Genomic DNA, 11,608 nt, shown 5'->3' with positions numbered 1-11,608 from the left:
GCAACGGGCCGTGCTGTCTGTGCGGTTGCCGGGGTGTGATCATTGAGGCGAGCCAGGCACCTCGTAACGGGAGACTGGCTCCAGGCGTGCGAGAGGGGGCACCGGCCCAGGCCGGTACCCCCTCTCGCCGTGTCGGTTAGTGCTGCTGGTAGTCCTCGCGCAGATGCCACTCGACCGGGTAGAAGACCGTCTCGTTGTCGCTGGCGCGTTCGAGGATCGCGTAGTGGTCAGCGATGCCCGGCTGGCCCTGTTCCACCCAGCTGTGCACCAGGGCCTTCAGGTCGTCGGCAACGGCCTGGTCGCCGACGTGGTGCAGGTGGCCGGTCCGCTGGATCCAGGCGGTCCCGCGGCCTGGCTCGTGGAGGCAGGCCATGCCCTGGGCGGGGTCAAGGCCGTCGATGTAGGCGCGGGTGGTGCGGCCGGTGCGGGTGCCGAGGTGGAACCACAGGTCGTAGTAGGCGTCGCCGTCCAGGACGGGGCCGACGTTCTCCCACGTGATCAGCGGCTGCGGCGGAAGCGGTTCGGTCAGGGCCGAGGTCTGCCCGTCGGGCCACGCGTAGAGGGGTCCCGCAGCGGACATGAAGTCGCTCGACACCACCCCACGGCCGATCAGGCGGGTGCCGTCGCGGGTGACGGCGAGGGTGGGGTGGAAGCCGCCGTGGGCGACGGGGACGACGATCTGCCCGTCGTCGGCGAGCTGGTCGAGCCAGTGCGGGGAGATGCCGGTGACGCCGCAGGTGACCACGATCCGGTCGTAGGGGCCCTTGGCGGGGTGGCCGAGGTAGCCGTCAGCGGTCAGGGCGGTGACGTTCTTCTCCCCGGCCCGCTCGGTGGCCTTGGCCACCTCGGTGACGATGACCTCGGAGACGTCAATGGTGACGACCTCGGCACCGGTGATGGCGGCGATCAGGGACGCGTTGTAGCCCGTGCCGGCGCCGATCTCCAAGATCTTCATCCCAGGGGCCAGTTGGAGTGCTTCGAGCATGGCGGCGATGACGCGGGGCTGTGAGGTGGAGCTGTAGCGTCCGGCCGCGTCGTCGCTCGTGGGGACGTGGGTCATCAGGGCAGTGTCGGAGTAGATGCGGTCGAGCAGGTCGTCGCCGGGGTCGGCGGGGACGGGGACGAAGCGGCCGCTGGTGTAGTAGCCGCCGGGCAGGAACAGGTGCCGGGGGACGGTGGCGAAGGCCCGCTCGACCGTGCTGGTGCGGATCGCTCCGCGCTCGCGCAGGGCGGCGGCGTAGGTGGCCATGCGGGCGGTCAGGGACGGGCTGGTGGTTTGGTCGGTCACGAGGCTCCTTCGGGTTCGACGGTCAGGGTCGTGGTGAACGTGGCGATGAAGTGCGGGTCTTCGCCGACGGGCTCGCCGTCGGCTTCGACCCAGGCGTGGGAGGTCAGGGGCGGGAAGCGCACGCCGCTCTTCCAGGTGGGCCAGGTGCCGGCGAGGCGGCAGAGCAGGGCGGTGGCTATGGAGCGGGGCAGGCAGCCGTAGCCGCTGCCGCAGCGGGGGCTGACCGTCGTCACCACGTCCCTCGCCCGCGCGGCCTGCTCGGCGGTGGCGGGGGCGGCCCGGCGGGCGATCACGGCCAGCAGATGCTTGAGCCGGGCTGGGCGGGAGCCGAGGGCGGCGGCGATCAGATGGGCGGCGGTGACGGCGAGGTGTCCGGCGGCCTGCTCTGTGCGGGTGAGGTGGACGCGTTCGGGCAGGGCGATGACCGTGCTCATCGCGACTCCAGCAGCCGGTGGCCGGTCAGGGTGGCGGTCAGGTCGCGGATGTCGGCCGCCGCCCGGTCCGTGGTGATGCCGTAGGTGTCGACGAGGGCGGTGGCGGCCTCCTGTTCGCCGTGTCCGACGAGCGCGTCCAAGGCGGTGGCTGCGGAGTCGTTGAGGGCGAAGTAGCCGCCGGTGCGGGTGTTGAAGAGCATCGGCGAGCCGTCGGCGTCGATTCGCTCGACGCCACGGGCGAGGCGGAAGGGCATGGCGATCGGCCTCCTGGCGGGTCAGGGGCGGGCACTGCGAAGCCACAGCTCCACGGCGACCGTCTCGGTGATGAACGCGGGCGGGATGCGGCGGGTGGCGGCCTCGGCCAGGGCCTGGCGGAGGGCCCCTTCGTCGATCAGCCCGGCCTTGCCCAGGGCCGAGCCGGTGAAGAGCTCGGTGAGCTCACGGTGGTGGGCGGCGAGGCCGGTGTGGATCTCGTGGTTGTAGTGGCCCTTGTCCCGCCTCTCGAGTAGGCCCGGTGGGGCCAGCGGGGCGACGGCCGCTGTCAGCAGGGGCTTGGGCGCCCACGGGTCGGTCCGCTCCTCCGGCAACGTCACCAGGGCCGTCTCGATGACCGCCCGGTCCAGGTAGGGGAAGTGGCCGGGGACTCCGGCCGCTTCCATCGCGTCCCGGTACAGGCTCGCGCGGCGGGCGACCGAGCGGATCCGCATCACCGTCCCGTGCGTCGCGATGTCGTCCGAGACCGGCTCGGCCGTCTCCGCGACGGCCAGCAGCTCGTGCCGCAGGTCGCGGACGACCTCGGGCACGGTCCAGGGTGGGAGGCGGGGAGGGGCCTCCCACCCGGCCAGGGCGGCGGCCGGGCTGGCCGGGAGGGTGAGCCGGTCGGCGGCCCGGATAAGCCACTGCCGGTAGGTACCGGCTGTGGCGGCGGCCCGCGCGAGGCTCAGGCTGCTGGTGCGGTTGAGGGCTGCGTGGCCGCGCAGGTGCCACCACGCGCGGTACGGGCTGCGGCCGGCGGCCTGGGGCAGGTAGGACAAGGGGGCGAGGAGGGTCTCGTCGCCGCCCTGGCCGTTGAGGTGGGCCCCGCTGCCGTGCTCGGCCAGCACCCGCAGGGTGTGGCGGAAGCGGGCCGCCGAGGCGGCGAACGAGGCGGGCTCGTCCAGCGCGAACTGCGAGGTTTCCAAGCCCTGGAAGATCCGTGGGTAGGTGCCGGGGTCGAGGACCAGGTGGTCCACGCCGTCCAGCAGGGCTGCCGTGCGGCGGGCCCACCGCTCGTCGGGGTTGTCCGCCGCCCGCGAGCCCACCGTGATGAGAACCGTGGTGGACGCCGGGCGGGCCCGCGCGGCCAGGGCCGCCAGCGCCGCCGAGTCCAGTCCGCCGGACAACTGCACGCTGGCCACCGGTGGCGATGCCGTCCGGCTGGCGACGGCCTTGGCCAGTACGTCCCGCAGCCGTTCCGTCGCCATCTCCAGCGGGAGGGCGGCCGTGGGCGGAGTCCAGTAGCGGGTGACGGCCAGTCCGCCGGTCGTGGTCAGGGTTGCTTGGTGGCCCGGAGGCACCGGCGTGACGCCCTCGTACGGGCTGCGGCTGAACAGCAGCGGGGCGGGCGCGTGCGGGGCGAACAGCCGCAAGGCCACCCAGCGTTCGTCCACTCCCTTGCCCACCTCGTGGGCCAGATGCCGGGGGCTGCTGGAGATCATCCGCACGCCGTCCACGCTCGCGTAGTACAGCCGGTTCAGGCCCGCAACGTCCCCACGTGCGCTACGGACGCCCCTGCGGGAGGTGACCAGGTAGTAGCTGCCCGGCAGCGCGGCCAGCTCCTCCTCATCGCCGGTCTGGGCCGCCCTGTCGGCCAGGACCCGCAGCCGGGCGGTGCTGACTGGGCAGGACCCGATCAGCACCGCCTTCAGCGGACCGGCCGCGACCGTTCGCAGCCTCTTCCCCCACCCGAACGCGATCAGCCACGGGCGTCCCGAGCTGTGCTGGAGGGTGCGGGCCGCGTCCTGCCGGGCGAGCCGCCGGGCCAGAGGCCCGGCGGCGTCGTCATCGGGCAGAACACAGAACCACGGCGGCCTGAACGTACCGGCCGCCTCGGTCACGAGCGGCTGGTCGGGGCGAACAGGGGCGCGTAGTACTGGCCCGCGTCGGAGTCGTCGCTCTGGCCGACGCTGACGTCCCCGAGGGTGTCGGCGGCGAACGAGCCCACCGCCATCACCTTCGGCGCCTCGTATGCGGGCGAGCCCGTCTCCGTCTCGCCGCTGGTCACCTTGCTCATGGGCACTTCCCTTCTGCCGGTGCCGGACGTCGTTGTCCGGCCGCGGTGACCGCCCGGCCGGCTGGCCTGGCGGATGGTGCAGGGTGGTGCGACCTGCCCGGCCGGGCCCCCAGAGGGATGTCACCGGCGGGGCAGGAGCTTGGGGTCACGGCTGCCGCTCGCCTCGCAGGATCGAGCCGACCGGCACCGTGTTCGTCGGGTCGGACAGTGCGCGGACGGCCCTCTGGAGCCGCCCGGGGTCCGTTCCGAGGTGATTGATCGCGGCGGAGGCCAGCACGTTGGCTAGCCGGGCCTGGAGGAACGCTTCGTGGTTGTGCTCGGCGATCGCGACGGCCAGGGCCTCCTGCGAGGCGTACGTCTTGCGGCGCATCGTCTGCCGGGGCGGGTTCCCGTAGGTGATCATCACTACGACCTCGCCCGAGTCGGCGTCGAAGCGCACGTCGAACGGTAGCTCGTCGGCGTCCTGCTCAGGCACGGACTCCACCTCTTCTATAGGGCACGCGGCAGCGGATCTGCTTGCCGACCGGCGTGATGACGGTGTGCCAGCCCGGGGCGAGCAGGTCGAGCAGGGGCAGCCCCCGGCCGGACTCCGCCGTCGGGTCGTCCAGCGGGGCGGCCGCAGCCCGGTCGGGCAGGTGCTCGCCGTCGGGGTCGTGGACCTTCACCGAGACCGCGACCACCTCCGCGAGGACTTCGACGACCAGGGGCACGAAGGGCCCGCAGCAGGCCACGGCGTTGCCGATCAGCTCGCTGGTCACCAGCTGAGCGTTCTCGGTGACCTCGTCGGTGACTCCGGCCTTGCACAGCACCTGGCCCGTCATGCGCCGGACGCGGCGTAAGTGCTCGGCGGAGGAGTGCATGTGGACCGCGAATCCGCCGGGCCTCTCGGTGAGGTAAAAGCCCGGGATCGCCGGTGCCCTCTCGTCCGCCATGGTGACCATGGCCCCTCCATCCGCACAGGCTTCCGCCCACGCAAGATCGACGCAAGTGCCCGCCGGTGAAAGCTAGTTGACAGACCCGGGCGGCCTTTCCGAAGAGGATGGACCCAACCGCCCACAGGTCGCAAGCTTTCCACCTAACTCGTTCGGATGATCTGAAGAAGGGGCTCCCGCTCTCCCGGCGGTGGTGAAACACTGCGAATATGCCCAACAGCCCCGTGGTACCGACGATCCGGCGCCGCCGACTCGGCTCAGCCCTGCGCAAGCTCCGCAACGACGCCGGGCTGACCTTGGATGGTGCGGCCGCGGCCGTGGGCTGGAAGGCGCCGAAGATGTCGAAGGTCGAGAACGCGGCCGCCGGCATCCGCCCGGCCGAGGTCACCGACCTGCTCAAGGCGTACGGTGTGACGAACCCCGAGGTGTTCACCGCGCTGGAGAACCTGGCCCGCGACGCCAGCAAGAAGGGCTGGTGGCAGACCTACAGCGGTGTAGTCGCCCCCGCCTACGCGGACTACCTCTCGCTCGAGTCCGACGCCGAGCGCGTCTGCGAGTGGTCGCCGACCCTCGTGCCCGGCCTGCTGCAAAGCGCCGCGTACGCCCGCGAGATGATCGCGGCCTCCGCCGTCACCCGCACCCCGGAAGAAGTCGCCGCCCTCGCCGAGGTCCGCATGGCCCGCCAAGCCGTCCTCTCCCGCCCTGACGGCACCGGGCCCCTGAACGTGTGGGCCGTGATCTCCGAAGCGGTCCTGCACCAGCGGTTCGCCGTCCGCCCGGCCACCATGCGCGAACAACTCCGCCGCCTGCTCGACGTGGCCGAGCTGCCCAACGTCACCCTCCAGATCATGCCCCTGGGCGCCACCCCGCACCCAGGCGTCGCCGGAGGCTTCACCGTGGTCAACTTCCCCGGCCCCATGCCGGACGTCGTCCTCGTGGAGAACCTCCGGGGCAACTCCTACGTCGAGGGCAGCGAGGACGTCCGCGTCTTCGCCGGCGCCTTCGAACGGATCGTCGCCGCCGCCCTGCCGGTGGACGACTCGTTGGCACTGATCAAACGCATCGAAGAAGGCAGCCCAAAGTGAACGGACCCAAGGCGGAGCTGTACGCGCACGACCTCTCCGCCGCTATCTGGCGCAAGTCCTCCGCCAGCGCAGGCGAAGGCAACTGTGTAGAAGTCACCGACCTCCCCGGCGGAATCGCTGTCCGCGACTCCAAGAACACCCGCCTCGAGCCTCTCCGCTTCACTGCCGAAGAGTGGAATGCATTCCGTTCCGGAACGGTGAGCGGAGAGCTGTAGCTTCATCCTCAGAATCAGCCCCGTTCCCGGCCTCACGGAAAGGAGCGGGGTGCTGCTGCCTGACTGCGCGTCATCTCTAAGGAAACGCCGTGGCTGGGCGTTTTCCCTTAATAAGAGTCCCGGTACGTTTCAGGAAAACCACCCGCCTCGCCTTCCTTGGCCTCACCTCGGCTTGCCTTGCGGAGCGGAAGTATGCGGGGGGACCTTTTGATCCCGGGGACTATGCAGGGGTGACACCAGGCTGTCAGTGGCACTGTGTACCTTCCGGCGGTGATCATCGACCCAAACGCCGCCGTCGCCCCACCCAGATTTGCTGATGAGACCCTCCGTAGGGTCATGGAAGGCCAGCTCGCGCTCGACATCCGCAAGCACCTGCAAAGCCACCTCGACCGAGTGCAGCGCGAACTCGACCACGCAGATAAATGCTGCGAATCATGGTCGGACATCCCTCTGTACATCGACTATGACGACATTGCTAGCGACACCCCAAAAAGTTGTGCCGCCTGGCTAAGTTCCTGGCCGCCCGAAGAGCTTACTAAAAGCGACAAGTGAAACGTCAAGCATGGTATGTGAACTAGCATATTCGGCAGCTTCCCGTGCAGTTATGCTGTCGGGGTGGTCAGGCCCAAGTGCTCGGGTGTAGTCGTCAGCCACCTCTGTCAGATGTCGTTTCGCCTTTGTGAGCTCGAGAGAGATCCCCAGGCAAATTCCTTGAAGAAACCGCACCTTCAATGTCGTGGGGTGATCGGGGCCAAAAGTTCGGCGGCAGTCATCTTCGAGACTGCAGCACAAGCGGGAGGCTTCAGTGCCTTTTTCGGCATCAATAAGGCAGTCCACTTGATTTATGCGCGCCTCGAAGGTGTCCGGGGCGTCGCCCCCCTGCATCAGGCGGTAAGCCTTTGCCACCTCTGCGTATATCTTCGCAGCTTTCACGTGTTCACCTGCATGGTTCAGGCACAGTGCATGGTGGCTTCGAGTAATGAGGGTGAGCGGGTGGTCCGCACCCAGGAGGCGAATACGATCTTTGGCCACCTCGGCTGTTGTATTCGCAGCCTTATCCCAGTCACCTGACTGCCCAAGGCAGTAGGCGTGCAGGAATTTAGCCTCAAGGGTATCGGGATGGTCTACGCCAAGTATCCGAGATCGGGCATCGACTACATCGCAAATTAGGACTGCCGCCGCAGCGTGTTCACCAGCATCATCCAGGGAGTCAGCCTGAGAAAAGCGACTGCTCAAAGTATCGGGATGGTCTGCCCCCAAAACCCGCGCACGGCTCTCAGCAATCTCACCATACAAGCGCGCAGCCTCAAGATGCTCACCCGCTTGGGCCACGCAGCACGCATGAGCATTGCGGCAGCTCAGGGTCAAGGGATGGTCCTCTCCCAGTGTCCTGGTGAAATCGGCAACCGTCTCAGCACCTAGACTCGCAGCCTCTGCGTGATGCCCGGCGTCGTCAAGGCAGGCAAAGTGCACGACTCGGCAATTCAGGGTGTCAGGGTGCTCAGGACCCAATACTCGGCGGTAGTCGGTGATAAGGTGTTTAGCCAAGCGCGCCGCCTCAGCGTATTCCCCGGTCGCACCCAGCGAGTAGGCGTGGGATAGCCGACTGCGAAGAGTGTCAGGGTGGTCAGTTCCGAAAACCCAGGCCGCATCCTTGGCTACCGCAGCGAATAGGCGCGCTGCCTCGGCGTGTTGGCCGGCGTCATCAAGGGAGTCGGCCTGAAAGAAGCGACTTGTCAAAGTGTCGGGGTGATCTGCCCCCAAAACCCGGGCACGGCTCTCGGCAACCTCACCGTACAAGCGTGCAGCCTCGAGATGATCCCCTTCGCTGGCGCAAGCGGCCGCCTGTTCCGCACGCCTGGCCAGTGCCGCAGCGTTACCAGAGAGCGCTCCGAGTTGCGACGTCCGCATTCCTTGAAAGAAGTCTCGGACTTCAATCGCTTGCTGTGGTCGTTTGTCGGGATCCTTGGCGAGCAAACGGAGCGTGAATGACTCCAAGAGTGGGGGAACGTCCTCTCGGTAATGGCTGGGTGCGGTGGGGATTTCATGGCGATGAGCCCAAAGCAGTGCCGTTGGATCGCGGTGATCAAAGGGAGGCCGTCCTGTGAGCAATGCGTAAAGTACGCAACCTAGAGCATACAAGTCCGTCCTTTCGTCGGGGACTCCATTTCCCTTGGCCTGCTCGGGTGCCATGTAAGCAGGTGAGCCGATTATATGGCCAGGGTCCGTAATGCGGGTCCGGTCAGGGTGGGCATAGGTGGCAATTCCAAAGTCGAGTACTTTGATAACGGTTTCCCCGGAATGCGTACGTGTCGCAACTATATTTCCGGGCTTGATGTCCCTGTGGATAATTCCAGCAGCATGGGCAGCTGAGAGGGCATCCGAAACTTGAGCGCACCAGTCTGCGACCTCAAGTATGGGCAACCTTGGCGCTTGGATTACGTACCGACATAGCGGGTCTCCGTTGACCAGCTCCATAACAATGAATGGCAGACGGTTGTAATCGGGGCCGTGGTAGTACCCGTAGTCATAGACAGAAACGATGTGTGCGTGACTCGATAGTTGTGCGGCGAGGCGCGCCTCTCGTTCAAACCGAGACATCAACTGATCGCTGCTAACAGAATGACGCAGGAGTTTTACCGCAACGGACCTGCTCAACAGGCAGTCGTGTGCTTGCCATACCTCGCCCATGCCTCCGGACCCCAGCGGTCCCTCCAGCCGATAGCGTTCCGCGAGCATGGTCCCCCGCATGCTTCCCCCCTGTTCGTGACGCGCCGACGCCATGATCACTCGCAGTGGCATCGTGATTACTCAATGATACTGAGTGTCGAGTGGTCTTCCCAGGGCTCCACCGCCAGAAGTCAGAGCTCCAAGCTGACCCCACGAGAGCTCGGAAGCCTGTCACTTGACGGGGATGCTCAGTGGTCGAGGTCGGCGAGGATTCTCCGGCCAGTTCGTAAAGAACTGACAAACCAGCTGAGACGGTTGGCTGCTGGATCAGGAGACGTGCATGCGCTCTGTGGTGGTGTCCAGCTGAGACAGTGCAGCCACTGAGACAGCCGAACTGTTCCTAACACCGGCCTCGTCACCTTGCGGGATCTGGTGCGCCAGGCGCTACGGATGCGCCCGGACCGGCTGGTCGTCGGCGAGGTGCGCGGCCCCGAGGTCACCGACCTTCTGGCCGCTCTCAATACGGGACACGAAGGAGGCTGTGGCACGGTCCACGCCAACGCCGCCAGCGATGTACCCGCCCGGTTGGAGGCGTTGGGCTCGACAGCCGGGCTGGACCGGGCGGCGCTGCACAGCCAGCTCGCGGCCGCCCTGTCGGTGGTGATCCATATGGTCCGCGACCACGGCGGCCGCAGAAGGGTCGCGGAAGTCCATGTGCTCGAACGGGATTCCGCCGGTCTGGTGACGACCGTACCGGCGGCGGTGTGGGGCGAGGACGGCTTCGAGCGGGCGCGGGGCTGGGACCGGCTGGCCGGGCTGTGCGGGCGCGCCGGGAGTGCGCCATGAGCGGGTGGCCGTCCGGGGCGCAGGTTTCCTCCGGATGCGCCGCGCTGGTGCTCTTCGTCCTGTCGCTCTGCGCCGTCGCCGCGCTGCGGGCCCGGCCTGGGCCGGGTGTGCGGCGGGCCCGGCTGCTGCTGGCCGGAGGCGGGACGGCCGGAGGTGGGCCGGCCGGTCGTGGGCAGGGCTCCGCCGTGCCCGGCCGGATCGGCGAGTGGGCCGGGCGCTTGCGGCGGGCGGCGCGGGGGAGACGCGAGTTGCTCTGCCTGCCGGTCGGCGGCGCGGTGGCGGCGCTGGGCAAGTCGGTGCTGCCGTTGATCGCGGGCGCGCTGGCCGTGCCGCTTGTACGGCGGTGGCTGGCGGCACGGGAGCGGCAGCGTGAGCGGGAGCTCCGGGAGTCCGCCGTGATCGACATGTGCGGCACCGTCGCGGGCGAGCTCAGGGCGGGGCGTCAGCCCGGTGCGGCGGTGTCCGGGCTGAGGGACGTGGGGCTGGGCCCGGGATGGCCCGCCGTGCCGGCGGCGGCCAGGTTCGGCGGGGACGTACCGGACGCGCTGCGCAAGGCGGGGCGCCGGCCGGGCGCCGAGGGGCTCCAGGGGGTGGCCGCCTGCTGGCGGGTCGCGGTCGACGGCGGTGCCGGTCTGGCCGCGGGCCTGGAACGGGTCGCGGCGGCTCTGGGCGCCGAGCGGGACCAGCGGGAGGACCTGCGCGCGCAGTTGGCGGGCACCCGGTCCACCGCCGTGATGCTGGCGCTGCTTCCCGTCCTCGCGTTGCTGATGGGGGCCGCGCTGGGGGCCGAGCCGCTGCGGGTGTTGCTGCACACCCCGACCGGGCTCGGGTGCCTGGTCCTCGGCGGACTGCTGGAGGGCGCGGGGATCGCGTGGACCCGGCGGATCGTCCGGGTCGCGGAAGGGCCGGGGAAGACGAACGGGACGAACGGGAGGGAGCGGGAGAGGTGAACGGGGGTGTTGTCCACAGCCTGTGGGCGGTGGCGCTGGCCGCGATCGCGACGGTGTGCGTGGCGGCGCTGGGGAGCGGTGCGCGTGGAAGACGCTCAACGCGCGGCCGGCTGGTCTCCCTGCTCGGGAGCCATGGCCGCGCGGGAGTCGAGATGGCGGGAGGTGAGACGGCAGGAAGCGAGGGAAGGCCGCCAAGACGGGCGCGGCGCGCGGTGCGTGGCCTGGATGGGCGAGCGGCCGTGGCGGTGGGGATCGCCGGGCTTGTTCTCGTCTGGCTGGTCGCGGGCGTCACCGGGTGCGTGGCGGGAGCCGCCGCGGCCTGGGGCGTCTGGCGATGGCGGCGGAAGGCCGAGGGCGCCGAGGGAGAGGTGCGGGCCGAGGAAGTGGGACGGCAGTTGCCCTTGGCGGCCGATCTGCTGGCCGCGTGTCTGGCCGCCGGTGCCGGGCCCAGGGAGGCCGCCGAGGCGGTCGGGGGCTCGCTGGGCGGCCCGGTCGGGGCCCGGCTGGCCCAAGCGGCGGCGGAAGTACGGCTCGGCGGTGATCCGGGCACCGCCTGGGGGCGGCTGGGCGGCCTGCCCGGGGCCGCCCCGCTGGCAGGCTGCCTGGAACGGGCCCAGGCCACCGGAGTTCCGGCGGTGGAGCCCATGGCACGGCTGGCGGCACGGCTGCGCGCGGCCCAGGGGCGCACGGCGGCGATGAGGGCCCGACGCGCGGGGGTCCAGGCGACGGCACCGCTGGGGCTCTGCTTCCTGCCCGCGTTCCTGACGGTCGGGGTGGTGCCGGTCGTGGTCGGGCTGGCCGAGGGGCTCATGCGCGGGAGCTGAACGAGGCCCGTCGCAGGAGTGGAAAACGAAAGTGACGGTGCGACGGATGAGGCCGTGCACCGCATGCATCACACACATCACACATCACACGC

The 11,608-nt window shown here is 69.3% G+C and carries 14 protein-coding genes and 2 pseudogenes; 7 read left to right on the top strand and 9 right to left on the bottom strand.

The features are described 5' to 3' along the window. Positions 1-136: 136 nt before the first annotated feature. The 7 genes from IE096_RS26600 to IE096_RS26570 form a co-directional block, all read right to left on the bottom strand. Entirely contained in the window at positions 137-1,288 is a 1,152-nt protein-coding gene (locus IE096_RS26600) for a protein-L-isoaspartate O-methyltransferase family protein (RefSeq protein ID WP_189455922.1), read from the bottom strand. Further along, positions 1,285-1,722 (bottom strand): lasso peptide biosynthesis B2 protein, encoded by a 438-nt coding sequence (locus tag IE096_RS26595; protein WP_189455920.1) that lies wholly within the window; start codon positions 1,720-1,722, stop codon positions 1,285-1,287. The genes IE096_RS26600 and IE096_RS26595 overlap by 4 nt, the downstream gene beginning before the upstream one ends. Next, complete coding sequence (locus IE096_RS26590; RefSeq protein ID WP_189455918.1) at positions 1,719-1,976, bottom strand: PqqD family peptide modification chaperone; 258 nt, start codon at positions 1,974-1,976, stop codon at positions 1,719-1,721. Before IE096_RS26590 ends, IE096_RS26595 begins: the two co-directional genes overlap by 4 nt. Before the next feature lie 21 nt (positions 1,977-1,997). Then, a complete protein-coding gene (locus IE096_RS26585; RefSeq protein ID WP_189455916.1) occupies positions 1,998-3,818 on the bottom strand; it encodes an asparagine synthase-related protein in 1,821 nt (606 codons plus the stop codon). Next, positions 3,815-3,994: a lasso RiPP family leader peptide-containing protein gene (locus IE096_RS26580; protein WP_189455915.1), complete on the bottom strand. Its 180-nt coding sequence runs from the start codon at positions 3,992-3,994 to the stop codon at positions 3,815-3,817. The genes IE096_RS26585 and IE096_RS26580 overlap by 4 nt, the downstream gene beginning before the upstream one ends. A 145-nt stretch (positions 3,995-4,139) precedes the next feature. Further along, positions 4,140-4,469 carry a hypothetical protein gene (locus tag IE096_RS26575; RefSeq protein WP_189455913.1) on the bottom strand — a complete coding sequence of 110 codons (330 nt, stop codon included), beginning with the start codon at positions 4,467-4,469 and terminating at the stop codon, positions 4,140-4,142. After that, positions 4,462-4,935 carry an ATP-binding protein gene (locus IE096_RS26570; RefSeq protein ID WP_189455911.1) on the bottom strand — a complete coding sequence of 158 codons (474 nt, stop codon included), beginning with the start codon at positions 4,933-4,935 and terminating at the stop codon, positions 4,462-4,464. The genes IE096_RS26575 and IE096_RS26570 overlap by 8 nt, the downstream gene beginning before the upstream one ends. Before the next feature lie 200 nt (positions 4,936-5,135). Here IE096_RS26570 and IE096_RS26565 point away from each other — a divergent pair, with 200 nt between their 5' ends. The 3 genes from IE096_RS26565 to IE096_RS26555 all read left to right on the top strand — a co-directional run bounded on the left by IE096_RS26565 (position 5,136) and on the right by IE096_RS26555 (position 6,778). Beyond that, entirely contained in the window at positions 5,136-6,011 is an 876-nt protein-coding gene (locus IE096_RS26565; protein ID WP_189455910.1) for a helix-turn-helix domain-containing protein, read from the top strand. Then, positions 6,008-6,226: a DUF397 domain-containing protein gene (locus IE096_RS26560; protein WP_189455909.1), complete on the top strand. Its 219-nt coding sequence runs from the start codon at positions 6,008-6,010 to the stop codon at positions 6,224-6,226. The genes IE096_RS26565 and IE096_RS26560 overlap by 4 nt, the downstream gene beginning before the upstream one ends. A 270-nt stretch (positions 6,227-6,496) precedes the next feature. After that, positions 6,497-6,778 carry a hypothetical protein gene (locus IE096_RS26555; RefSeq protein WP_189455907.1) on the top strand — a complete coding sequence of 94 codons (282 nt, stop codon included), beginning with the start codon at positions 6,497-6,499 and terminating at the stop codon, positions 6,776-6,778. Here IE096_RS26555 and IE096_RS32195 read toward each other — a convergent pair. Continuing rightward, positions 6,734-8,026, bottom strand: coding sequence for a tetratricopeptide repeat protein (locus tag IE096_RS32195; protein ID WP_373298211.1), 1,293 nt, complete (start codon positions 8,024-8,026; stop codon positions 6,734-6,736). The two genes, IE096_RS26555 and IE096_RS32195, sit on opposite strands and share 45 nt — an antisense overlap. Between IE096_RS32195 and IE096_RS31640 the strand changes: the two genes are divergently transcribed. Beyond that, entirely contained in the window at positions 7,919-8,218 is a 300-nt protein-coding gene (locus IE096_RS31640; protein ID WP_229820631.1) for a hypothetical protein, read from the top strand. The two genes, IE096_RS32195 and IE096_RS31640, sit on opposite strands and share 108 nt — an antisense overlap. 12 nt (positions 8,219-8,230) lie before the next feature. On the opposite strand, the pseudogene IE096_RS32190 reads toward IE096_RS31640, so the two are convergent. Continuing rightward, positions 8,231-8,917: pseudogene (locus IE096_RS32190) on the bottom strand (serine/threonine-protein kinase); the annotation flags it as partial. A gap of 387 nt (positions 8,918-9,304) precedes the next feature. Between IE096_RS32190 and IE096_RS26545 the strand changes: the two are divergent. The 3 genes and pseudogenes from IE096_RS26545 to IE096_RS26535 form a co-directional block, all read left to right on the top strand. Next, positions 9,305-9,742: pseudogene (locus tag IE096_RS26545) on the top strand (ATPase, T2SS/T4P/T4SS family); the annotation flags it as partial. Next, positions 9,739-10,692, top strand: a complete 954-nt coding sequence (locus tag IE096_RS26540) for a type II secretion system F family protein (protein ID WP_189455903.1) — start codon at positions 9,739-9,741, stop codon at positions 10,690-10,692. The pseudogene IE096_RS26545 and the gene IE096_RS26540, both read left to right, overlap by 4 nt. A 239-nt stretch (positions 10,693-10,931) precedes the next feature. After that, positions 10,932-11,516, top strand: a complete 585-nt coding sequence (locus tag IE096_RS26535; protein ID WP_308430380.1) for a type II secretion system F family protein — start codon at positions 10,932-10,934, stop codon at positions 11,514-11,516. Positions 11,517-11,608: the final 92 nt, after the last annotated feature.

This window comes from Streptomyces abikoensis, from assembly GCF_014648775.1.
Taxonomy (GTDB): Bacteria; Actinomycetota; Actinomycetes; order Streptomycetales; family Streptomycetaceae; genus Streptomyces; species Streptomyces abikoensis.
This window is presented reverse-complemented; position numbering and strand designations above follow the sequence as displayed.

Coding starts and splice junctions, on each gene's coding strand:
- IE096_RS26595 (WP_189455920.1), bottom strand. CDS start 1,722: ATGAGCACGGTCATCGCCCTGCCCGAACGCGTCCACCTCACCCGCACA.
- IE096_RS26590 (WP_189455918.1), bottom strand. CDS start 1,976: ATGCCCTTCCGCCTCGCCCGTGGCGTCGAGCGAATCGACGCCGACGGC.
- IE096_RS26580 (WP_189455915.1), bottom strand. CDS start 3,994: ATGAGCAAGGTGACCAGCGGCGAGACGGAGACGGGCTCGCCCGCATAC.
- IE096_RS26570 (WP_189455911.1), bottom strand. CDS start 4,935: ATGGTCACCATGGCGGACGAGAGGGCACCGGCGATCCCGGGCTTTTAC.
- IE096_RS26565 (WP_189455910.1), top strand. CDS start 5,136: ATGCCCAACAGCCCCGTGGTACCGACGATCCGGCGCCGCCGACTCGGC.
- IE096_RS26540 (WP_189455903.1), top strand. CDS start 9,739: ATGAGCGGGTGGCCGTCCGGGGCGCAGGTTTCCTCCGGATGCGCCGCG.